This window comes from Arthrobacter rhamnosi (assembly GCF_054510975.1).
In genome coordinates this window covers 12,481-34,483 of sequence record NZ_JBTNDN010000009.1, presented here as the reverse complement: position 1 = coordinate 34,483, position 22,003 = coordinate 12,481, and the positions used below count along the sequence as shown (strand labels likewise).

Here is a 22,003-nt window from a genome sequence, read left to right as displayed (position 1 = left end):
CGGAGAAGGACTGGCCGTGAACTTCGCCGTGTACCGGGATCTGCTGCGCATCCGCTCCGTGCGGACGCTGCTGATCGTCGGGATGATCGCCCGCTTCCCGCACTCGGCGGCCGGAGTGCTGCTGACGCTGCACGTGGTGCAGACCCTGGACCGGGGATACGCCGAAGCGGGAGCCGTCGCTGCGATCGTCACGATCGGCATCGCCGCCGGTGCGCCCTGGCGTGGCCGGCGCATCGATAGCGTTGGCCTGCGCCGCGCACTTCTTCCCTCCGTTCTCGCGGAGGCCGTCATCTGGTCCGTCGCTCCGCACCTGCCCTACCAGTGGCTGCTCGTCGCCGCGCTGGTCGGCGGCCTCTTCACCCTGCCCGCGTTCTCCGTCATCCGCCAGGCGCTCGGGGTCCTGGTCGACGGCGACCGGCGCCGGACGGCGTTCACGCTCGATGCGATCGCCACCGAGGTGATCTTCATGGCAGGGCCCGCTGTGGGCGTCGTCCTGGCCACCCAGGTCTCCACCGTGCTCGGCCTGACACTGGTGGGACTCGCCACGGCCTGTGCCGGGCTCTTCCTCATGTGGTTCAATCCACCCACCCGGTCGGCGCAACTGCCCGACGACGGGACCGTCCCGGCAGTGGCGCCGGCGGGGATCGGCGAGACCGCCGCGGACCTCATCGGTTCCCGCAATGCCGCCTCCGGGCTCCGCCGCGGTCCCTCACTGCTCCGCCGCGGCATCAGTCGGGCCTTCCCCTGGCTGACGGTGCCCCTCGTGGTGGTCATGGTCATCGCCGCGGGGGCGGGACTGGTCCTGTCGGGCTCCGAGGTGGGCATCGTCGCCACGCTCGAGCTCTCCGGGAACGAGGGTCAGCTCGGCCTCGTCTTCGTGGCGTGGTGCGCCGCATCCGTGGTGGGCGGGCTCCTCTACGGGGCACTGCACCGACCGGTACCGCCGTCGCTCCTGCTGATCGGCATGGCGCTGCTCACGCTGCCGATGGCGTTCGCGGAGAGCACCCTGTCGCTGGCCCTGCTGTCGATCCCCGCGGGCCTGCTGTGCGCGCCGGTGCTCTCGGCCGCCTCGGAGAAGGTCGCCGACCTGGTCGCCGAGGACAGGAGGGGTGAGGCGATGGGCTGGTACGGTTCGGCGCTGACCTCGGGGGTCGCTCTCGGCGCTCCCCTGGCGGGCGTCCTCATCGATGCCACGGGCCCGTGGGGCGGCTTCATCACGGTGGCCGTGGTCTCGGCGCTGATCGGCGCGGCCGGGTTTGCGGCGCGCGGCCTGGGCCGGCACCCGGCGACCGATCCTGAGCGGGTGGCCCGGCAGGTGTAGGTGCCGGGACCACGAAGGCGCCGCACCGGGAACCGGTGCGGCGCCTTCGGCCCGCGGGGTGGGACTATCGGGTCAGTTGACCGGACCCGTGTACTTCTCGCCGGGGCCCTGCCCCGGAGGATCGGGGATGATCGAGGCCTCCCGGAACGCCAGCTGCAGCGAGCGGAGTCCGTCGCGCAGGGGACCGGCGTGCTGGGACCCGATCTCCGGCGCGGCCGCGGTGACGAAGCCCGCGAGGGCGGTGATCAGCTTGCGCGCCTCGTCGAGGTCCTTGAGCTGCTCGGCGTTCTCCTCGTGCCCGAGCCCGCACTTCACGGCGGCAGCACTCATCAGGTGGACCGCCGAGGTCACGATGACCTCCACGGCGGCCACTTCGGAGATGTCGCGCATCTGCTGGCGGACGTCCTGCTCGGCCGCCGCGGGGCCGGCTGCGTGTTCCTGCTCCTCCGCGAAGCTGCGTCGGGAGGGCGTGGCCGGCCCGACGTCGGAGGCGTGCTGCGGATTGTCGTGTGGGGTGTTCATACTGGTAAGCTTGGCATAGACCAACCGGTCGCTGTTACTTGCTGTGCTCCTTCCAGGAGCCGGAGGCAACGGGCCGGGATGCAAGCGGAGTCCTCTCCCACCCGCGTTTGCCTGGTGCAGCCCTTGGCCGCATTGCAGGTAGCCGGGTCACCTGGTCGGTCCTGCGGACGATCGTGCGGGAAGCCTACGCTTCCGCCGACCCCCCCTGAACCGGCTGCCGAGGCCTTCGATTGCGCATGCAATGGGAGGCCTTCTTTCGTTTGCAGGCGGTTCCGGTTTGAGAATCCACAGGAGTCACACATTAGCGAGCCAAGAATCAACGATCGTATCCGCGTTCCCGAGGTGCGGTTGGTCGGACCTGCCGGCGAACAGGTAGGAATCGTCCGTATCGAGGACGCGCTCCGACTTGCTGCCGAGTCCGACCTGGATCTTGTCGAGGTAGCACCGCAGGCAAAGCCTCCGGTGGCCAAGCTCATGGATTTTGGTAAGTACAAGTACGAAGCGGCCGTCAAGGCCCGCGAGGCGCGGAAGAACCAGACCAACACGGTCCTGAAGGAAATCCGGTTCCGCCTCAAGATCGACACCCATGACTACGAGACCAAGCGCGGGCACGCGATGCGCTTCCTCGGCGCTGGTGACAAGGTCAAGGCCATGATCCAGTTCCGCGGTCGCGAGCAGCAGCGTCCGGAGATGGGTATCCGCCTGCTCCAGAAGTTCGCTGAGGACGTCGCCGAGGTCGGTGTGGTCGAGTCGTCGCCGCGGATCGACGGCCGCAACATGGTCATGGTCATCGGTCCGACCAAGAACAAGGCCGAAGCGAAGGCGGAGGCGCGCCGGGAGACGCAGCGGGCCGAGGCGAAGGCTGCCAACGAAGCGGTGAAGGCCGGCGGAGAGGTCAAGCGCATCGACACCTCCCGGGCGAGCACTGCCCCGCTGACGCAGTCGCTCGCCGACCTGCTGCCCGAGGGCTACTCGATCACGAGCGAGCCCGAGCCCGCCGCACCGGAGGCTCCCGCCCAGGAAGCGCCCGCCGCGGAGCCCACGGCTGTTCCGCAGGCCACGGAAGCCCCGGTCGCCGCTCCGGCACCGAAGGCTGCTCCGGCGCGGACCTCGTCGGCTCCGTCGCGGACGTCGTCGGCTCCGCGGTCGACGGCCCCACGGCCTGCGGCCGAGCGTCCGGCCGTGTCGCGACCGGCACAGCAGGCGCCGCGCCCGGCGACGGCTGCACCGGCACCACGTCCCGCCGCGGCCCCGGTCCCGAGGCCGGCGGCAGCGGCACCGAAGCCGTCCGCAGCCCCCATGCCTTCGGCCATGCCCAAGCCTGGAGCGCCGAAACCGTCGGCGACACCCAAGCCTGCCGGCAGGACGGCGCCCAAGAGCCCCACCAGCCGTCCGAAGCCCGGAACCGAGGACTAGGGCCTCGGCCCTGTCCTTACGGGCACGTTCGAACACCAGCAGGCACCTTCGGGTGCCGAATTCCGGGTGCAACCGCCCCGGCTATCAAAAGGAGATCGGTTCCCATGCCGAAGATGAAGACCCACAGCGGCGCCAAGAAGCGCTTCAAGCTGACCGGTAGCGGCAAGCTCAAGCGCCAGCAGGCCAACCGCCGCCACTACCTCGAGCACAAGTCCTCGACCGTGACGCGCCGCCTCGCGAGCGACCAGATCGTCTCGAAGGCCGACGCCAAGGTCATCAAGAAGATGCTGGGCGTCTAACCACCAATCCACCCCCTCGGGAAAGCGCACGCACCTGAAGGTGCGACGCTGCGGCTGCGGCCGTGACCGAAGAAGAACAAAAGGAGTACGCACGTGGCACGTGTGAAGCGGGCAGTCAATGCCCACAAGAAGCGCCGGGTCATCCTCGAGCGCGCCAAGGGTTACCGCGGTCAGCGTTCGCGCCTGTACCGCAAGGCGAAGGAGCAGCTGCTCCACTCGTTCGTCTACAGCTACGGTGACCGACGCAAGCGCAAGGGTGACTTCCGTCGCCTCTGGATCCAGCGCATCAACGCTGCATCCCGCGCCAACGGCCTGACCTACAACCGCCTGATCCAGGGCCTCAAGGCCGCCGAGATCCAGGTCGACCGCCGTATGCTCGCGGACCTTGCCGTCACCGATGGCGCTGCATTCGCGGCCCTCGTCCAGATCGCCAAGGATTCCCTGCCGGCCGACACGTCGGCTCCCCTCAAGGCCTCGGCCTAGGACCATCGGACGCTGCGGGCCTTCCGGCCCGCGCACCGATACATGATGAGCGCACACGGACGCCCCCAGGCGCCACTGATGACCAACACCCAGGCCGACCGGGTGAAGGAGGTGGCACGCCTGGCCGGGCGTCCGTCGCGTTTAAGGCGCCGGGAGTTCCTGGCCGAGGGGCCGCAGGCGGTGCGGGAGGCCGTGCGACTGCACCTCGACCGGCAGGACGCGGGCAGGGACGGCGTCGTCGTCGACGTGTACGCGACGGCGGAGGCCCTCGAACGGCACGCCGATGTCGCGGCTCTCCTCGACCGCGAGGGTGCGCCCTCCCTCCGGCGGGTGACCCCCGACGTGCTGGCGGCGATGTCGTCGACGGTCACCCCTCAGGGCTTCGTGGCGGTCTGCAGGTTCGTCGACGTCCCGCTCGAGGACGTGCTCGCCGCAGGGCCGCGGCTCGTCGCCGTGCTGGTCGAGGTCCGGGACCCGGGCAATGCCGGCACCATCATCCGCGCCGCCGATTCGGCCGGAGCGGGCGCGGTCATCCTGACGGGCGCCAGCGTCGACCCCTACAACCCGAAGACCGTGCGGTCCACCGTCGGTTCGCTGTTCCACCTCCCCCTCGTGATCGGGGTCGAGCTGGACGGACTGACGGACCGGCTGCGGGACGCAGGGCTGACGGTCCTGGCGGCCGACGGCTACGGTGGGACGAACCTCGACGACCTGCAGGACGCCAGCGCGGCGCGCAGGTTCGGTGCCGGGGACGACGACGGCCGGGATGAATCCGGACGCGGGCCGGACGAGGGCGCTGCCGGACCGTCGGCGAGCTCGGTACGGCTCGAGGACGCCGGCGCCTGGCTCTTCGGCAACGAGGCGCAGGGGCTTCCCGCCGAGGTGACCGCCGGCGCCGACGCGCGCGTGGCCGTCCCCATCTACGGAAGTGCCGAATCCCTGAACGTCGGGACGGCCGCCACGGTGTGCCTCTACGCCTCAGCCCGCGCGCAGCGCTGATGCCACGTCGCCGGCGACAGGCCGGCCCTGGCCCCGGCGGTCCAGCCGCCCGCTGAGGACGGCGACGCCGAGTCCGAGCACGGCGAGCACTGCTCCTACGAGCGCCGGCGCGGTGAAGCCCCAGCCCGCGGCGATGACGGCACCTCCGAGGGCCGCGCCCAGGGCGTTCGCGATGTTCAGCGCGGAGTGGTTCAGCGAGGACGCGAGCGACGGTGCGCCGGGTGACACGTCGAGCAGGCGCGCCTGCAGGGGCGGGATGAGCGTCGATCCGGTCGCGCCGACCAGGAACACGAAGAGGCATGCGCTCCACGGTCTGGTGGCGGCGAGGGGGAACAGCAGCAGCACGGCCGCGATCGTCGCCATCACGGCGTAGATGCTCCCCATGATGGACTTGTCCGCCAGCCGTCCCCCCAGGACGTTGCCGACCACCATGCCCACCCCGCACAGCGCGACGACGAGCGGCAGGAGCGAAGCGCCCGCGCCCGCCACCTCGGTCATGACCGGCGAGATGTACGAGTAGACGGCGAAGAACCCCCCGAAGCCCACGATGCCGATGAGCAGGGTCATCCAGAGCTGCGGGCGCCGCAGGGCTCCGAGCTCTCCCCGGATGCTCGCACCGGGCCGCACGGGAACGACCGGCACGAGAGTCCTGATGAGGACGAGGGTGCCGGCCCCGATCAGCCCGACGAGCAGGAACATGGAACGCCAGCCGAACTGCTGTCCCAGCCAGGTCGCGAACGGGACGCCGACCACATTGGCGATGCTGAGTCCGAGCATGACCATCGAGATCGCCCGGCCGCGTTTCGCCGGGTCGGCGAGGGACGCCGCGATCACTGCGGCGACGCCGAAGTAGGCGCCGTGCGGCAGACCGGACAGGAACCGCGATACGAGCATCCAGCCGAAACCCGAGGCGAAGAAGGACGAGAGATTGGCGAGCGTGATGACCAGCATCAGGGCCAGGGCCACCGTGCGCTGGGGCTTCTTCGCCCCCAGCGTCGCGAGGACCGGTGCTCCCACGACGACGCCCAGCGCGTAGGCGGAGATGACGTTGCCGCCCTGCGCGTAGTCCACGCCCAGGTCGGCGCGCATCTCCTCGAGCAGGCCCATGATGGTGAATTCCGTGGTCCCGATCGCGAAGCCGCCCACGGCGAGGGCGCCGATGGCCAGGGCCAGCCGCCGGCCTGCAAGGCGCTGGAGCGGAACGGGAGGGGGAGCGGAGGAAGTCATGGGTGTCCTAGCGGCGGGATCGGTCGGGGACGGGGACGGGGATCGGTCGCCGGAGCACCCTGCAGCGGGCGGAGCGGGACGGCGACGCGGACGCCGTCGTCGCCCTCCAGCCTAGGTGATGACCCGATTCCGTCCCGAAATGCAACCACCAACGACGCCCCGCAGAGTCTGCGGCAGAATGATCAGCCCACTTACCGTTGATGGACGACGTTGGTTGAGCAGCGGCCAGTCGATTCTTCTGCTCAGGAGTTCCGCCATGGAAACAACCGTCCGGCCCGCAGCGTCGCGTGCAGCACACCCATCGACCAGCGCGGTGGCGCCATGAGGACCTTCGGCGTGGAGGAGGAGTTCCTCCTGGTGGACGCCGAGACCGGGTATCCCGTGCCGCTGGGCCAGGAGGCCTTCGGCGGGTGCACGGACGATCGCCTCACCTGCGAGATCAAGCAGGAGCAGATCGAGACGGGCACACGGCCGCACACGGACGTCAACGACCTCGCGCTGGACATCGCGCGGTGCCGAGCCCTCGCCGACTCGGCCGCCCTGCGGGTCGGAGCCCGGGCGGCGGCCCTGGCGACGTCGCCCCAGCCCGCAGCCCCGCTGGCCTCGCCCGGCAGCAGGTACGAGGAGATGCAGGACAGGTTCGCCCTGACCGCGAGCGAGCAGCTGACGTGCGGCTGCCACGTCCACGTCGGTGTCGAGGACGACGACGAGGGGGTGGCGGTACTCGACCGCATCCGTGCCTGGCTGCCGGTCCTGCTCGCGCTCTCGGGCAATTCGCCCTTCTGGAACGGCACGGACACCGGATACGCCAGCTACCGGTCGCAGGCCTGGAGCCGCTGGCCCATGGCCGGCCCGTGCGACGTGTTCGGAACGGCCGAGCGCTACCACGCCATGGTGAGCGGCCTCCTGGACACTGCCGTTCCCGTGGATCTCGGCCAGATCTACTTCGATGCGCGCCTGAGCCACCACCACCCCACCGTGGAGGTGCGCGTCAGCGATGTGTGCCTGTACTTGGACGACGCCGTCCTGATAGCGCTCCTGACCCGAGGGCTCGTCGAGACCGCCGCGCGCGAGTGGCGTGCGGGCGGTGCGCCGCTCCCCGTGCCCACCGCCACCGTGCGCATGGCATCGTGGCGGGCCGGCAGGTTCGGCATGGACGGCAAGCTGCTGCATCCGCTGGACGCCAGGCCGCAGGATGCGGCATCGGTTGCCCTCGCCCTCCTGCGGTACATCCGGCCGGCCCTGCAGGACTCCGGCGACGCGGAGATCGCCGAGTCCCTGCTGCGCCAGCTCCTGGCCCGTGGAACGGGCTCGAGGCGCCAACGCGCCGCCCTGCTCCGCAGGGGCGAGCTGGGCGACGTCGTCTCGGAAGCGGTCCGGGTGACCAACCTGGCACGCGGAGGGATCGCCGAGCACCACGAGGCGGCACGCCGACCCGCACGCCGGAGGCTCGTGAGGACAGGGGGCTGGGGCCGCGCGTCGTCCTCCTGAGGAGACGTGCGACCGTCAAGGGCGCACGCACGCGGACCGAAGGCTGGAACAACGCACCACCGGATGATTGGATCGAACCATGGGCTGGACACCGCATTCATTTCAATTGCCGCAGAGCGAGCACCTGCGGGAGGACATCAACCTGCCGCAGGAGCCCGAGGCCGAGAGCGCCGCGGAATTCTCGGAGGAGACCTACACCTCGACGGAACTCAACGCAGGGCAGCAGGTCCCCGGACTGAGTCCCCACGGCGAGTACCGGCGCGGAGACAACCCGGAACACCAGACGGCCGCGGGCGGCAAGCTCGCCTCGCCCGAGGAGAGCTGACGGCACCGAGGGGCACCGAGACAGGACGACGGCGTCGATAGACTCGGCGGGTGACGCAACCAGCACCGGACCAGCTCCGCCAGATCGTCGGCGGAGCCGTCGTCGACTCCCTCGACCGTCCGACCCGCCTGCTCGTGGCGCGGCGGACGGCACCGCCGCAGTTCGCCGGGATGTGGGAGTTCCCCGGCGGGAAGGTCGAGGCCGGGGAGACCTGCGAGGCCGCGCTGCGGCGTGAACTCGAGGAGGAACTCGGGATCCAGGCACGCCTCGGTGAGGAGATCCCCGGTCCGGGTGCACAGGGCTGGCCGCTCAACGAGGCGGCCGCGATGCGGGTCTGGTTCGTGGAGGCGACCGCCGGCGACGCAGCGCCGCTGCAGGACCACGACGAACTGCGCTGGGTGCCGTTACACCCCGCCCAGGAGCTGGATGCCCTGCCTTGGATTCCCGCCGATCGACCCATCCTCGTCGCGCTGAGAGCCAGGACGGGACTGCAGGTCCAGGCCGGCGGAGGAAGCCAGCGCTAGAACAACGACTGGCTAGAACAGCGAGTGGCTAGAACAGCTACGGGCTAGAACAGCGACGGGCTAGAACAGCGACGGGCTAGAACAGCGACGCCTGCACGGCGCGGGACGCAGGGGCCGGCGCCGGTGGAACCGGCTCCTGCCCGCCGCCCGGGGACAGATTGCGGAAGAAGCCCGCGCCCGCGGCGAGTCCGTGCTTCCGGCGGAAGATCCGGATCCTGCCCGAGAGCCAGTCCCGGTACTCCTTGGACGCGTAGCTCCCGCCGCGGTAGAGCGCCTCGTACTTCGGGACGAGGTGGGGATGGTGGGCGGCGAGCCACTGCATGAACCACTCGCGCGAGCCCGGCCTCAGGTGCAGGGGGCCGGCTGTCACACCCGTGGCTCCAGCGGCGGCCAGCTCGCCGAACAGCCGGTCGAGTGATTCGTCGCCGTCCGTGAGCCAGGGCAGGATCGGCATGGCCATCACGCCGCACGGCAGTCCTGCCTCGCGCAGCCGCGAGATCAGGGCGAGCCGGGCCCGCGGGGCAGGGGTGCCCGGCTCGATCGCCTCGGCGAGGACCGGATCAACGAGTGCGAGCGAGATGCCCATCCCGACGCCCACCGACTTCGCAGCGGCCTTCAGCAACGGGATGTCGCGGGCGAGGAGGGTGCCCTTCGTCAGGATGGAGAAGGGCGTGCCGGAATCGGCCAGGGCCGAGATGATGCCCGGCATCAGCGCGTACCGGCCCTCTGCGCGCTGGTAGGGATCGGTATTGGTCCCGAGGGCCACATGCTCGCGCAACCAGGACGGGCGGGCCAGTTCCCGGCGGAGCACCTCCGCCGCATTGATCTTCACGACGAGCTGCGCATCGAAATCCAGTCCGGTGTCGAGGTTGAGGTAGCTGTGCGTCTTCCGGGCGAAGCAGTACACACAGGCGTGGGAGCAGCCCCGGAAGGGGTTGATCGTCCAGGAGAACGGCATCGACGACGTAGGCGGCACCCTGTTGAGGACTGACTTCGCGGTCACCTCGTGGAAGGTGATCCCGGCGAACTCCGGGGTTCGGACTGTCCGCACCAACCCCGCAAGGGGCAGCAGGGCGGACTCGGCTCCGCCGTCGTCCTGGACTCTCTGGCCTTCCCACCGCATACCGCAATTAGAACACGCGTACTAATACCGTGTCATCGTGCGTCGATCGCACGCCTAGGCTGGGAGCATGATCCTGCTGACAGGCTTCGAACCCTTCGGGGGAGAGTCCACCAATCCGTCCTGGTCCGCGGCCCGGCGGGCCGCCGGGCTCCTGGCCGGGCAGGGACACGAGGCTGTGGCCGTCGAGCTGCCCTGTGTCTTCGGCTCGAGTATCGACGTGCTCGAAGGCGCCCTCGAGCGGGTCCGGCCGGGGATCGTCCTGTGCGTGGGGCAGGCCGGCGGGCGCGAACGCATCTCCCTCGAACGCGTGGCCATCAATGTGGACGACGCACGGATCCCCGACAACGCCGGCCGGCAGCCCGTCGACGAGCCCGTCGTCCAGGGCGGGCCGGCCGCCTACTTCTCCACCCTTCCTCTCAAGGCGTGCCGCGAGGCCGTCCTGCGCCTCGGCGTGCCCGTCGAGGTGTCGCAGACGGCGGGCACCTATGTCTGCAACCACGTCTTCTACGGCCTCATGGACCTCCTCGCGACCCGTCCCGGAACCCGTGGCGGCTTCATTCACGTCCCGTACTCGACGGAACAGGGCGAGGCCAACCGGCAGCCGGGACTCGCCGTCGAGGACATGGCGAGCGCCCTTGCGGCCATCGCGAGCACGACCGCGGGCAGGACGTCCGACCTGCGGGTTCCTGCCGGAGCCGAGCACTGAGGATCTAGGAGCGCCGTGCCCACCGGGTGGGGAGGACGGCGCCGATCGCTGCTCCGATCGGCCGGAGCGGCTGCTCGCGGTACCCCCCGTCGGACAGCCCCGCCCTCCGCTCGAAGGGGTTCCGTGACGCCAGGTCCCCAGTCCGCAGGAGGGAGTACGCCGCCGCCAGCAGATACGCGGGAAGGAACGGCAGCCCGAGGAACGCCGCGTACTGGCGGGCATGGCGCGCCTCGTGCTCCAGCAGGCGGGTGAAGCCCGCGGAGGCGCCCCGCGGCACGTGTCCCCGCAGCAGCACCACGCTGCCCACCGTGAAGGCGCGGGCCTTCGGCAGCCGGCCCCGGTACCCCTCGGCGAGCAGGACCCCGGAGGGGCCGGCCGACACGCGGCAGCCGGTCAGGGCGGCCAGGGCGAGGCCGCACGGCGTCGACAGGTTGATCCAGTTCAGGAACGGCACGAGCCTGCGCTTCATGCCGTCATCGTACGGGGACGCCGCAGGGCCCGTCCCGCGGACCGACCGGCTCCCGTCGGGGTGGAGCGCCGCCGAGCCGGTCGCCTAGACTTGATCCGCCGGTGCGCCACGCTGCGACCCGGCGTTTTCCTGTCCACGGCGCGGCTGCACGCCGCCCGCCGCACATCCGAGAGTGCAAGGTAAGCAATCCCCATGTCCGAAACCCCAGAGCACGCCGGGCCCGGCAGCCCCGATGCCCAGGTCCCCGATCCGCTGGACGCCTCGTCGGTCGCCGCTGCCGTCGACGCCGCGCTCGCGGACATCGCAGCCGCAGCCGACCTCGACGCGCTCAAGGCGGTCCGGATCGCGCACGCCGGCGAGAAGTCGCCGCTGAGCCTCGCGAACCGGGGGATCGGTGCGCTCCCGAAGGAGCAGAAGTCCGCCGCCGGCAAGAACATCGGCCCGGCCCGCGGCCGGATCAACCAGGCCCTCGCCGCCCGGACCACCGAGCTCGAAGCGGAGCGCGACGCCCGGATCCTCGTCGAGGAAGCCGTCGACGTCACGGCCGCCCCCCGCCGTCGCCGGGCCGGGGCACGGCACCCGCTGTCCACCCTGCAGGAGCGGGTCAGCGACGTCTTCGTCGGCATGGGCTGGGAGATCGCCGAAGGCCCCGAGCTCGAGTCGGAATGGTTCAACTTCGACGCGCTCAACTTCAAGCCGGACCACCCCGCCCGCGAGATGCAGGACACCTTCTTCGTGGAGCCTCCTGAAGCCCACCTCGTGCTCCGGACCCACACGTCGCCCGTGCAGGTCCGCTCCATGCTCGAGCGCGACCTGCCGATCTACGTGCTGTGCCCGGGGAAGGTGTTCCGTACCGACGAGCTCGACGCGACCCACACCCCGGTGTTCCACCAGTTCGAGGGCCTCGCCATCGACAAGGGCCTCACCATGGCCGACCTCGTGGGCACCCTCGAGCACTTCACGCGGCAGCTCTTCGGCGACGAGGCGAAGGTCCGCCTGCGCCCCAACTACTTCCCCTTCACGGAGCCGAGCGCCGAGCTCGACATCTGGCACCCGGGTGCCAAGGGCGGCCCCCGCTGGATCGAGTGGGGCGGCTGCGGCATGGTCAACCCGAACGTCCTGCGCGCCACGGGGATCGACCCGGACGTCTACTCCGGGTTCGCCTTCGGCATGGGGATCGAGCGGGCACTCATGTTCCGCAACGAGGTCAGCGACATGAGGGACATGATCGAGGGCGATGTACGTTTCAGCGAACACTTCGGGATGGAGATCTAGGTGAGAATCCCACTGTCCTGGCTGCGCGAGTACGCAGCCGTGCCCGCGGATGCGACCGCGGAAGACGTGATGGCCGAGCTCGTGAAAGTGGGCCTGGAGGAGGAGGACGTCCATCGTCCCACCGATGAGCTGAGGGGTCCGGTCGTCGTCGGCCAGGTCCTCAGCGTCGTCAAGGAGCCGCAGTCCAACGGCAAGACCATCAACTGGTGCGAGGTCCGCGTGGTGCCCGAGGGCGCCGAGCAGACCCTCACCGGCGACGGCATCGACCCGTCGGGCGTGCAGGGCATCGTGTGCGGCGCCCACAACTTCGTCGAGGGCGACAAGGTCGTCGTGACCCTGCCCGGCGCCGTGCTGCCCGGGGATTTCCGGATCAGCCCGCGCAAGACCTACGGCCACGTCTCCGCCGGCATGATCGCGTCGGTGCGCGAACTCGGCATCGGCGACGACCATGACGGCATCCTCGTGCTCTCGACCCTCGGGCTGGACCCCGAGGTCGGCACCGACGCCCTGGAGCTCCTCGGCCTGTACGACGAGGCCGCCGAGATCAACGTGACCCCTGACCGCGGGTACTGCTTCTCCATCCGCGGCGTGGCACGCGAATACGCTCACGCCACCGGGACGGACTTCACCGACCCCGCAGGCGCCGTCGTCGTGCCGCAGGCGAAGGACGCCGGCTACCCGGTGCGCCTCGAGGACTCCGCACCGATCTACGGCAGGCCCGGCTGCGACAGGTTCGTCGCCCGGACGGTCCGCGGCGTCGACCCGTCGCGGCCGACCCCGCCGTGGATGTCGGCGCGCCTCCGCCTCGCCGGGATCCGCTCCATCTCCCTCGTGGTGGACATCTCGAACTACGTGATGCTCGAACTCGGCCAGCCGCTGCACTTCTACGACCTCGACCGTCTGTCGGGCGACATCGTGGTGCGACGTGCCGTTGCCGGGGAGACGCTGCGGACACTCGACGACCGCGAGCGCACGCTCGACGCCGAGGACCTGCTCATCACGGACGGATCGGGGCCCATCGGCATCGCCGGCGTCATGGGTGGGGCCGCCACCGAGGTCTCGGACGAAACACGGAACGTCCTGATCGAGTCCGCCCACTTCGAGGAAGTGGGCATCGGCCGCTCCCGCCGCCGCCACCGGCTGCCCTCGGAGGCCTCCAAGCGCTTCGAGCGCGGCGTGGACTGGAACGTCGCGGACGTGGCCGCGCAGCGCGCCGTCGAACTCCTCCTCGACCTCGCCGGCGGCACGGCCGACGACGCCGTCACCGACGTCGGACAGGCGCCGGCACCGCGCGTCATCGACCTGGCGGCAGATTTCCCGGCCCGCCTGATCGGGCGCGATTTCACGGACGAGCAGATCCGCGGAACCCTCACCGACCTCGGCGCGACCGTGGACGCCGTCGACGGCGGCTACCGCGTCACCGCTCCGAGCTGGCGCACGGACCTCGAGACGCGCGAGGACCTCACCGAGGAGATCATCCGGCTCGTCGGGTACGACACGATCCCCTCGACCCTGCCCGTCGCCCCTCCCGGGCGTGGCCTGACGCGCCTCCAGCAGCAGCGGCGGCGCCTGCTGAACGCGCTCGCCGGGGCAGGACTGACGGAGGTCCTCTCCTACCCGTTCGTCAGCGCACACGCGAATGCCGTCTTCGGCACGCCGGACGAGGGAGCCCCCGCGGCCTCGGTCAAGCTCGCGAACCCGCTCAGCGCGGAGCTCGGCTACCTGCGCCGGTCGATCCTCCCCGGCCTCGTGGAGCTCGCGAAGCGCAACTCGTCGCGCGGCTTCAGGGACCTCGCCCTGTTCGAGTCGGGTGCGGTGTTCCTGCCGGGCGCAGCCCTGGGGACGGACTCCATCCCGCCGCTGGGCATCCGGCCCGACGACGAGGTCCTCGACGGGCTGTACGCGGGCATCCCCGACCAGCCGCAGACCATCGCGGCGCTGTTCACCGGGCACGAGACCACGCCGTCGGCCGGCATCGTCCCCCGTGCATGGGACTGGGCCGACGCCATCGACGTCGTCCAGCTCATGGGGCGGGTCACCGGCGTCGACGTCGTCGTCCGGCAGGGGAGCCACCAGGCGTTCCACCCGGGACGCACCGCCGAGTTCTCGCTGCGCAGCGGCGAGGTGCTGGGCTACGCGGGGGAGCTCCACCCGAAGCTGATCGCCGCGCAGGACCTGCCGGCGCGCACGGTGGCCCTCGAGATCAACGCGGACCTCCTGTTCGACGCCGCCGCCGACGTGATCGTCGCCCGGCCGCTGTCCACCTATCCGCCGGCCACGCAGGACGTGGCGCTGGTCGTGGAGTCCGGCGTGGTGGCGGGGGATGTGCTCGAGACGCTCCGCGAGGGCGCAGGGGAGCTCCTCGAGGACGTCAGCCTGTTCGACGTGTACACGGGACAGGGCATCGGCGAGGGGCGGAAGTCGCTGGCCTTCGCCCTGCGTTTCCGTGCCCCGGATCGCACCCTGACCGCCGACGAGGCGAGCGCGGCACGCGATGCCGCGGTCGCCCTGGCCGCCGAACGGTTCGGCGCCGTCCAGCGCTGACCGCAGCAGGTAACGACCGAAGGCCCGTCCGGATGGACGGGCCTTCGGTCGTTCGGCAGCTCAGGGGAGCCGGGCAGGTCAGGGGATCAGCAGTACCTTGCCGGTGGTCCGCCGCGCCTGGAGGTCCTCATGTGCCCGCGCGGCATCGGCGAGGGGGTAGCGGGCGCCGATCCGGACGTCGAGCTGGCCGGCGACGACCGCGCCGAAGAGCTCCTCGGACCGCCAGCGCCGCTCCTCGGGTGAGAGCAGGTAGTGCGCGAGCGTGGGCCGCGTGAGGAACAGCGAGCCCCCGCTGTTGAGCCGCTGCGGGTCGACGGGCGGAACGGGCCCCGACGCGGCCCCGTAGAGCACGAGGGTGCCGCGGGTCCGGAGGGAAGCCAGCGACTCGTCGAACGTCGCCTTGCCGACGCCGTCGTACACGACGTCCACCCCGGTCCCGTCCGTTCCGGTCCTGACCGCGTCGGCGAATCCCTCGTACGGCAGCACCTCGTCCGCGCCCGCGCCGCGGGCCAACTCCTCCTTCTCCGGCGTGGACACGGTGGTGAACACGCGGGCACCCCTGGCCTTGATCAGCTGGATGAGCAGCAGTCCGACCCCGCCCGCTCCCGCATGGACGAGCACGGTGGAGTCGGGCTGCACGGGGAACGTGGAATTGATGAGGTAGTGGGCCGTCATGCCCTGCAGGGGGAGGGCGGCCGCGGTCTCGAGGTCGACGCCCTCCGGTACCGGGAGCGCCTTTTCCGCGTCGACCACGGCGAACTGGGCGTAGGTGCCCCGGCCTTCGGCGAATGCGACCCGGTCGCCGGGGGCGAACCCCCGGGCACCCTCGCCCACCGACTCGACCGTCCCTGCCGCCTCGGCTCCCGGAGTGAACGGGTGCTCCATGGCGTAGGCGCCGCTCCGCTGGTAGGTCTCGATGAAATTGACGCCGGCCGCCGCCACCTTCACCAGGAGCTGGCCCGGCCCCGGCTCGGGACGCTCGACGGTCGCGACGGCGAGGACGTCCGGACCGCCCGGTTCGGAGACGACGATGGCTGAGGGCATGGTGCTGGTCCTTTCGATGGTGTTCCCTCATGCTATTCCCGGGGCTCCGACCGTGGGAATGCATAACTATGTGTAGCTACGCATACCTTTGTTGTACGCTTGGGGAATGACGTTCACCGCAGCAGTATCCGGGGCCAGTGGCTACGCAGGAGGCGAGCTCCTGCGCCTCCTGGCGAACCACCCCGACATCGAGGTCGGGGCGATCACGGCCCACAGCAACGCGGGCGCGCTGCTGGGGGACCTGCAGCCCCACCTCCACTCCCTTGCCGACCGCGTGCTGCAGGAGACCACGCCCGAGGCGCTCGCAGGACACGACGTCGTCTTCCTCGCCCTACCGCACGGCGCGAGCGCGGAGATCGCCGCGCAGCTGTCACCGGACACCCTCGTGATCGACGCCGGGGCCGACCACCGCCTGCAGGACCCCGCGGCCTGGGAGAAGTTCTACGGCTCGGCGCACGCCGGGACCTGGCCCTACGGGCTTCCGGAGCTCCCGGGCCACCGCGCCGACCTTGCAGGGGCGCGGCGCATCGCGGTCCCCGGCTGCTACCCCACCAGCGCGCTCCTCGCGCTCACTCCCGGTTTCGCCGCCGGACTCCTCGAGTCCGACGACGTCGTCATCGTGTCCGCGTCCGGCACCTCCGGTGCGGGCAAGGCGGCCAAGCCCAACCTCATCGGGTCCGAGGTCATGGGGGGCATGAGCCCCTACGGCGTCGGCGGCGGGCACCGCCACACGCCCGAGATCGAGCAGGGCCTCAGCCTCGCGGCCGGCGAGCGCGTCTCGCTGTCCTTCACGCCGACCCTCGCCCCCATGGCTCGCGGCATCCTCACCACCGCCACCGCGAAGGTGCGGCCCGGCGTCGGCTATGCGCAGCTACGGGAGGCCTGGAAGTCCGCGTACGCGCAGGAGCCCTTCGTGCGCGTCCTCCCCGAGGGCCAGTGGCCCTCGACGAAGTCCGTGCTGGGCTCGAACTACGTGAACCTCCAGCTCGCCTTCGACGAGCACGCGGGCCGCGTGATCGTCAGCAGCGTCATCGACAACCTCACCAAGGGGACCGCCGGCGGAGCCGTGCAGTCCATGAACATCGCCCTCGGCCTCGACGAGACCGCCGGCCTGACCATCCAGGGGATCGCACCGTGAGTATCACCTACCCGGGCGGGTTCCGCGCCGCGGGCGTCGCCGCCGGCCTCAAGAGCACCGGAAAGCCCGACGTCGCGCTCGTCGTCAACGACGGGCCGCTGCACTCCGCGGCCGCCGTCTTCACCTCCAACCGCGTGGCCGCCGCTCCCGTGCTCTGGTCCCGTCAGGTCGTGTCGGACGGGCGCGTCGACGCCGTCGTCCTCAACTCCGGCGGCGCCAACGCCTGCACCGGCCCGGAGGGCTTCCAGAACACCCATCGGACGGCCGAGGTCACGGCCGAGCTCCTCGGCGTCTCGGCCACCGACGTCTTCGTGTGCTCCACGGGCCTCATCGGCGAACAGCTCCCCATGGACCGGCTCCTCGCCGGGGTCACGGGCGCCGCCGGTTCCCTGGGCAGGGGAGGCGGTCCCGGTGCCGCCGAGGCCATCATGACCACGGACACCGTGGCCAAGGAGGCCCGCTATCCCGCGAGCGCCGATGCCGCGAGCGAGGGCTACACGATCGGTGGCATGGCCAAGGGAGCCGGCATGCTGGCGCCCGGCCTCGCCACGATGCTCGTGGTCCTGACCACGGACGCCGTCCTCGACCCCGCGGCCCTCGATGCCGCCCTGCGGGACGCCACGCGCGTCAGCTTCGACCGCACGGACGCCGACGGCTGCATGTCGACCAACGACACCGTCGTGCTCCTCGCCTCCGGCGCCGCCGGCGTGAACCCCGACCCGGCGCAGTTCACCGCAGCCCTGACGGATGTCTGCCTCGACCTCGCCGCGCAGCTCATCCACGACGCCGAGGGCGCCAGTCACACGATCGCCGTCCGGACCGTGAATGCTGCCTCCGAGCGCGACGCCGAGACGGTCAGCCGCGCCGTGGCCCGGTCCAACCTGTTCAAGACCGCGATCTTCGGCAACGACCCCAACTGGGGACGTGTGCTCGCCGCCGTCGGGACGACGGACGCCGCGTTCGAGCCGGACCGGCTGAACGTGTCGATGAACGGCGTGCAGATCTGCCGCAACGGCGGCATCGGCGAGTCGCGCGACCTCGTGGACCTCACCGGGCGGGACGTCACGGTCGAGATCGACCTCGCGGCCGGACCTGCGAGCGCGACCATCTGGACCAACGACCTCACGCACGAGTACGTGCACGAGAACTCCGCCTACTCGAGCTGACGGGAGACACCATGAGCGAGGTATCGACCGGCAAGGCTCCTGCCCCGTCGTCGCCGTCGGCGTCGACGCTGAAGGCACAGGACAAGGCCGCCACACTGATGGAGGCCCTGCCCTGGATCCAGCGGTTCGCGGGCACCACGATGGTCATCAAGTACGGCGGCAACGCCATGGTGAACGACGAGATGCGCCGCGCGTTCGCGGAGGACATCGTGTTCCTCCACCACGTGGGCATCCGTCCCGTCGTCGTGCACGGCGGCGGACCGCAGATCAACGCGATGCTCGAGCGCCTGGGTATCGAGTCCGAGTTCAAGGGCGGCCTGCGCGTGACGACCCCCGAGGCCATGGACGTCGTCCGGATGGTCCTCACCGGGCAGGTGGGCCGCGAACTCGTCGGCCTCATCAACTCCCACGGGCCCTACGCCGTCGGACTGTCCGGCGAGGACGGCGGCCTGCTGCGCGCCATCCGCACCGGTACCGTGGTCGGCGGCGAGCAGGTGGACCTCGGCCTAGTCGGCGAGGTGACGGCGGTCCATCCCGGCGCCATCCTCGACATCCTGCAGGCCGGGCGCATCCCGGTGATCTCCACGGTCGCCCCGGAGTACGACGCCGACGGCGACGCGACGCAGCAGGTCCTCAACGTCAATGCCGATTCCGCCGCAGCTGCGCTGGCCGCCGCGCTCGGCGCGTCGAAGCTCGTCATCCTCACCGACGTCGAGGGCCTGTACGCCGCCTGGCCGGACCGCGGGTCGCTCATTTCCTCCCTCTCGGCATCCCAGCTCCGCGAGCTCCTGCCGAGCCTCGAGTCCGGCATGATCCCCAAGATGACGGCCTGCCTGCAGGCCGTCGAGTCCGGGGTGGAGCGCGCGCACATCGTGGACGGCCGCCTGGCACACTCCATGCTGCTCGAGACCTTCACCACCGCAGGGATCGGCACCCAGGTGGTGCCCGACGACGCCGGCACAGCGAACAACGCCGACACCACGGACAACGCCGTGGACGACACTGCAGGAGTGCACCCATGAACGAGACCGGCACCCCGACCGGCAGTGTGACCGGCGCCGCGACCGGCACCGTGACGGGCCGGCACGCCGCCGAACCCGTCGCCGGCAGCGACGGGACGGTGGACGTCCTCACGGGCGGCGACTCGGGCGCCGCCTGGCTCTCGCGCTACAGCGGCTCACTGATGGGCGTCTTCGGGACCCCGCAGCGTGTGCTGGTCCGCGGCTCGGGCTGCCATGTGTGGGACGCCGACGGCAACCAGTACCTGGACCTCCTCGGCGGCATCGCCGTCAATGCGCTCGGCCACGCGCACCCGTTCGTCACGTCCGTCATCGCGAGCCAGCTGGCGACCCTCGGGCACATCTCCAACTTCTTCACGAGCCCCACCCAGGTGGCGCTCGCCGAGAAACTGCTGACGCTGTCCCAGGCTCCCGCGGGATCGCGCGTGTTCTTCACCAACTCCGGCACCGAAGCACTCGAGGCCGCCGTCAAACTGGCCCGGCGCAACAGCACGGCCGGCCGCTCCCGGATCCTCGCGCTCGACGGTGCCTTCCATGGGAGGACGATGGGGGCGCTCGCCCTCACATCGAAGAAGGCCTATCGGGAACCGTTCGAACCGCTCCCTGCCGGCGTCGAGCACATACCGTTCAACGACATCGAGGCGCTCCGGAGCGCCATGGACGATACCGTGGCGGCCCTGGTGATCGAGCCCATCCAGGGTGAGGCCGGCGTGCGGCCGCTCTCGCCGGAGTACCTGCGGGCCGCACGCGAGCTGACGCGCCGCCACGGCGCACTCCTCATCCTCGACGAGGTCCAGACGGGCATCGCCAGGACCGGCCGCTGGTTCGCGCACCAGGCGGTCGACGGCGTCGTGCCCGACGCCATGACGCTCGCCAAGGGGCTCGGCGGCGGCTTCCCGATCGGTGCCCTCATCACCTTCGGCGAGGACACGTCGTCGCTGATCGGTGCCGGACAGCACGGCACCACCTTCGGCGGCAACCCGGTGGCCACGGCGGCCGGCCTCGCCACGCTGCATGCCCTCGAAGCGTCCGACGCCCTCCGGCACGTGTCTGAGGTCGGTGCCTTCCTGCGGTCGCGCCTCGCCACCATCGAGGGCGTCGTCGCCGTCCGCGGGGAGGGGCTGCTGATCGGCTTCGACCTCGACGGCGAGTACGCACCGGCGGCGGTCCAGGCCGCCCTCGCCGCGGGGTTCATCATCAACGCGACGGGCCCGCTGACCCTCCGCCTCGCACCACCCCTCATCCTCACCACGGAGCAGGCGGCGACCTTCCTCGACGCCCTGCCCGGGATCCTCGCCACCGCCAAGACCCCAGCCCGGGAGGCAATCTCATGACGCGCCACTTCCTCGTCGACACGGACCTCTCGCCGGCCGAGCAGGCGGAGGTCCTCGACCTCGCCGCGGAGCTGAAGGCGAAGCCGTACGCCCGTGCCCCCTTCGCCGGTGAGGGCGCCGGCCGCAAGACGGTCGCCGTGATCTTCGACAAGACCTCCACCCGCACCCGCGTGTCCTTCGCAGCGGGCATCGCCGACCTCGGCGGGGTGCCACTCATCATCGGTGCGGGGGACTCCCAGCTCGGCCACAAGGAGTCGATCACCGACACCGCGAAGGTCCTCGACCGGATGGTCGCGACCATCGTCTGGCGCACCTACGCGCAGGCAGGGCTCAAGGAGATGGCCGCGGCGTCGAGCGTCCCGGTCATCAACGCGCTCTCCGACGACTACCACCCCTGCCAGCTGCTAGCGGACCTGCTCACCATCCGCGAGCACAAGGGCACGCTGGCCGGGCTCACCCTGACCTACCTGGGCGACAGCGCCAACAACATGGCCAACTCCTATCTCCTGGCCGGCGTGACCGCCGGCATGCACGTGCGGATCGCAGGCCCCGAGGGCTACCTGCCCGACCCGGCGGTCGTCGCTGCAGCCGAGGACCGTGCCGCGGAGACCGGCGGATCCATCCTCGTCACCACGGATCCCGCCGCCGCGCTCGCAGGCGCCGACGTCGTCGCCACCGACACCTGGGTGTCGATGGGCCAGGAGGACGAGAAGGCCGCTCGGCAGGAGCTGTTCCGCGCCTACGCCGTCGACGCCGATGCCATGGCGCAGGCGGCACCCGACGCCGTCGTGCTCCACTGCCTGCCCGCGTACCGCGACTACGAGATCGCCGCCGAGGTCATCGACGGACCGCAGTCCCTGGTCTGGGACGAGGCCGAGAACCGGCTGCACGCGCAGAAGGCGCTCATGGCGTGGCTCGTCGAGCGGTCGGCGCAGCAGGACGGTCCGCCCGGGCCGGAGCGCGACTCATGACGGTCCAGCGCGATTCCGTCCGCCCCACCACGAAGACCGCCCGGCACGCCCGCATCATGGACCTCCTCACGGCACAGTCGGTGCGCTCCCAGGTGGAGCTCGCCGCGCTCCTCGCGGCGGACGGGGTGCAGGTGAACCAGGGGACGCTGTCCCGGGACCTGGTGGAGCTCGGCGTCGTGCGCGTCCGGGGAGCCGACGGAGCGCTCGTGTACGCCGTGCCCGTGGAAGGCGGCGGCCGCCACGCCCAGAGCGGGGTGTCGCAGGAGATCCTCGACGCACGGCTCGCCAAGCTCTGCAACGAGCTGCTGGTGACCGCCGAGTCCTCCGGGAACATCGTCATCCTGCGCACACCGCCGGGAGCCGCGAACTTCCTCGCCCTGGCCATCGACCACTCGGTGATGCCGTCCATCCTCGGCACCATCGCGGGCGACGACACCGTGATGCTCGTGAGCCGGGAGGTCGACGGCGGCGCCGCCGTCGCCGAACGGTTCCTCGGGCTGGCACAGGAACCGCAGGGACCCGCCGACCCGGGTTGAGGCCGCCACGCCGCTACGCTGGCAGCAGGGCCGGCCGACGAACAACCCACCACCCACACACGACACCCACA

22 protein-coding genes are annotated in these 22,003 nt (G+C 71.0%); 17 read left to right on the top strand and 5 right to left on the bottom strand.

The annotated features are described in order from the left end of the window. The first annotated feature begins 16 nt into the window (after nt 1–16). Nucleotides 17–1,321, top strand: a complete 1,305-nt coding sequence (locus tag ACX80J_RS16245) for an MFS transporter (RefSeq protein WP_459346198.1) — start codon at nt 17–19, stop codon at nt 1,319–1,321. Nucleotides 1,322–1,393: 72 nt separating this feature from the next. On the opposite strand, the gene ACX80J_RS16240 is transcribed toward ACX80J_RS16245, so the two are convergent. Beyond that, nucleotides 1,394–1,843, bottom strand: coding sequence for a DUF1844 domain-containing protein (locus ACX80J_RS16240; protein WP_459348497.1), 450 nt, complete (start codon nt 1,841–1,843; stop codon nt 1,394–1,396). Nucleotides 1,844–2,185: 342 nt separating this feature from the next. Here ACX80J_RS16240 and infC point away from each other — a divergent pair, with 342 nt between their 5' ends. The 4 genes from infC to ACX80J_RS16220 all read left to right on the top strand — a co-directional run bounded on the left by infC (nt 2,186) and on the right by ACX80J_RS16220 (nt 5,040). Then, nucleotides 2,186–3,259 carry a translation initiation factor IF-3 gene (gene infC, locus ACX80J_RS16235; RefSeq protein WP_459348496.1) on the top strand — a complete coding sequence of 358 codons (1,074 nt, stop codon included), beginning with the start codon at nt 2,186–2,188 and terminating at the stop codon, nt 3,257–3,259. A gap of 104 nt (nt 3,260–3,363) precedes the next feature. After that, on the top strand, nt 3,364–3,558 hold the full coding sequence (gene rpmI / locus ACX80J_RS16230; RefSeq protein WP_459346201.1) for a 50S ribosomal protein L35: 195 nt from the start codon (nt 3,364–3,366) through the stop codon (nt 3,556–3,558). 93 nt (nt 3,559–3,651) lie between these two features. Further along, the gene (gene rplT, locus ACX80J_RS16225; RefSeq protein WP_301230091.1) at nt 3,652–4,041 is read left to right on the top strand and encodes a 50S ribosomal protein L20; all 390 of its coding nucleotides are present in this window, start codon (nt 3,652–3,654) and stop codon (nt 4,039–4,041) included. A 45-nt stretch (nt 4,042–4,086) separates the two neighbouring features. Continuing rightward, nucleotides 4,087–5,040: a TrmH family RNA methyltransferase gene (locus ACX80J_RS16220; protein ID WP_459348495.1), complete on the top strand. Its 954-nt coding sequence runs from the start codon at nt 4,087–4,089 to the stop codon at nt 5,038–5,040. On the opposite strand, the gene ACX80J_RS16215 is transcribed toward ACX80J_RS16220, so the two are convergent. Continuing rightward, nucleotides 5,020–6,267: an MFS transporter gene (locus ACX80J_RS16215; RefSeq protein WP_459348494.1), complete on the bottom strand. Its 1,248-nt coding sequence runs from the start codon at nt 6,265–6,267 to the stop codon at nt 5,020–5,022. The genes ACX80J_RS16220 and ACX80J_RS16215 overlap by 21 nt on opposite strands. A gap of 321 nt (nt 6,268–6,588) precedes the next feature. Here ACX80J_RS16215 and ACX80J_RS16210 point away from each other — a divergent pair, with 321 nt between their 5' ends. The 3 genes from ACX80J_RS16210 to ACX80J_RS16200 all read left to right on the top strand — a co-directional run bounded on the left by ACX80J_RS16210 (nt 6,589) and on the right by ACX80J_RS16200 (nt 8,607). Then, entirely contained in the window at nt 6,589–7,758 is a 1,170-nt protein-coding gene (locus ACX80J_RS16210) for a glutamate--cysteine ligase (protein ID WP_459348493.1), read from the top strand. A gap of 79 nt (nt 7,759–7,837) precedes the next feature. Then, complete coding sequence (locus ACX80J_RS16205) at nt 7,838–8,083, top strand: hypothetical protein (protein WP_301230100.1); 246 nt, start codon at nt 7,838–7,840, stop codon at nt 8,081–8,083. 50 nt (nt 8,084–8,133) lie between these two features. Then, nucleotides 8,134–8,607, top strand: a complete 474-nt coding sequence (locus ACX80J_RS16200; protein ID WP_459346204.1) for a (deoxy)nucleoside triphosphate pyrophosphohydrolase — start codon at nt 8,134–8,136, stop codon at nt 8,605–8,607. A 76-nt stretch (nt 8,608–8,683) separates the two neighbouring features. Here ACX80J_RS16200 and ACX80J_RS16195 read toward each other — a convergent pair whose 3' ends face one another. Then, a complete protein-coding gene (locus ACX80J_RS16195) occupies nt 8,684–9,730 on the bottom strand; it encodes an Rv2578c family radical SAM protein (protein WP_459348492.1) in 1,047 nt (348 codons plus the stop codon). A 67-nt stretch (nt 9,731–9,797) separates the two neighbouring features. Here ACX80J_RS16195 and pcp point away from each other — a divergent pair, with 67 nt between their 5' ends. After that, a complete protein-coding gene (gene pcp, locus ACX80J_RS16190) occupies nt 9,798–10,436 on the top strand; it encodes a pyroglutamyl-peptidase I (protein WP_459346206.1) in 639 nt (212 codons plus the stop codon). Between the two features lie 4 nt (nt 10,437–10,440). On the opposite strand, the gene ACX80J_RS16185 is transcribed toward pcp, so the two are convergent. Then, complete coding sequence (locus ACX80J_RS16185; RefSeq protein WP_459348491.1) at nt 10,441–10,905, bottom strand: eCIS core domain-containing protein; 465 nt, start codon at nt 10,903–10,905, stop codon at nt 10,441–10,443. Between the two features lie 192 nt (nt 10,906–11,097). On the opposite strand from ACX80J_RS16185, the gene pheS reads away from it, so the two are divergent. Next, nucleotides 11,098–12,180, top strand: coding sequence for a phenylalanine--tRNA ligase subunit alpha (pheS, locus tag ACX80J_RS16180; protein ID WP_459346208.1), 1,083 nt, complete (start codon nt 11,098–11,100; stop codon nt 12,178–12,180). Beyond that, the gene (pheT, locus tag ACX80J_RS16175; protein ID WP_459346209.1) at nt 12,181–14,724 is read left to right on the top strand and encodes a phenylalanine--tRNA ligase subunit beta; all 2,544 of its coding nucleotides are present in this window, start codon (nt 12,181–12,183) and stop codon (nt 14,722–14,724) included. A 78-nt stretch (nt 14,725–14,802) separates the two neighbouring features. On the opposite strand, the gene ACX80J_RS16170 is transcribed toward pheT, so the two are convergent. Continuing rightward, complete coding sequence (locus tag ACX80J_RS16170) at nt 14,803–15,768, bottom strand: quinone oxidoreductase family protein (RefSeq protein WP_459346210.1); 966 nt, start codon at nt 15,766–15,768, stop codon at nt 14,803–14,805. 106 nt (nt 15,769–15,874) lie between these two features. Here ACX80J_RS16170 and argC point away from each other — a divergent pair, with 106 nt between their 5' ends. From argC to ACX80J_RS16140, 6 genes are read left to right on the top strand one after another with little or no spacing between them, the layout of a single operon-like run. Then, nucleotides 15,875–16,906 (top strand): N-acetyl-gamma-glutamyl-phosphate reductase, encoded by a 1,032-nt coding sequence (argC, locus tag ACX80J_RS16165; protein ID WP_459346211.1) that lies wholly within the window; start codon nt 15,875–15,877, stop codon nt 16,904–16,906. Next, nucleotides 16,903–18,072 (top strand): bifunctional glutamate N-acetyltransferase/amino-acid acetyltransferase ArgJ, encoded by a 1,170-nt coding sequence (gene argJ / locus ACX80J_RS16160; protein ID WP_459348490.1) that lies wholly within the window; start codon nt 16,903–16,905, stop codon nt 18,070–18,072. Before argC ends, argJ begins: the two co-directional genes overlap by 4 nt. Nucleotides 18,073–18,083: 11 nt before the next feature. Then, nucleotides 18,084–19,094 (top strand): acetylglutamate kinase, encoded by a 1,011-nt coding sequence (gene argB / locus ACX80J_RS16155; protein WP_459346213.1) that lies wholly within the window; start codon nt 18,084–18,086, stop codon nt 19,092–19,094. Further along, complete coding sequence (locus ACX80J_RS16150) at nt 19,091–20,425, top strand: acetylornithine transaminase (protein WP_459348489.1); 1,335 nt, start codon at nt 19,091–19,093, stop codon at nt 20,423–20,425. Before argB ends, ACX80J_RS16150 begins: the two co-directional genes overlap by 4 nt. Then, a complete protein-coding gene (gene argF / locus ACX80J_RS16145; protein WP_459348488.1) occupies nt 20,422–21,396 on the top strand; it encodes an ornithine carbamoyltransferase in 975 nt (324 codons plus the stop codon). Before ACX80J_RS16150 ends, argF begins: the two co-directional genes overlap by 4 nt. Beyond that, the gene (locus ACX80J_RS16140) at nt 21,393–21,932 is read left to right on the top strand and encodes an arginine repressor (protein WP_459314425.1); all 540 of its coding nucleotides are present in this window, start codon (nt 21,393–21,395) and stop codon (nt 21,930–21,932) included. Before argF ends, ACX80J_RS16140 begins: the two co-directional genes overlap by 4 nt. The last annotated feature ends 71 nt before the right edge of the window (nt 21,933–22,003 follow it).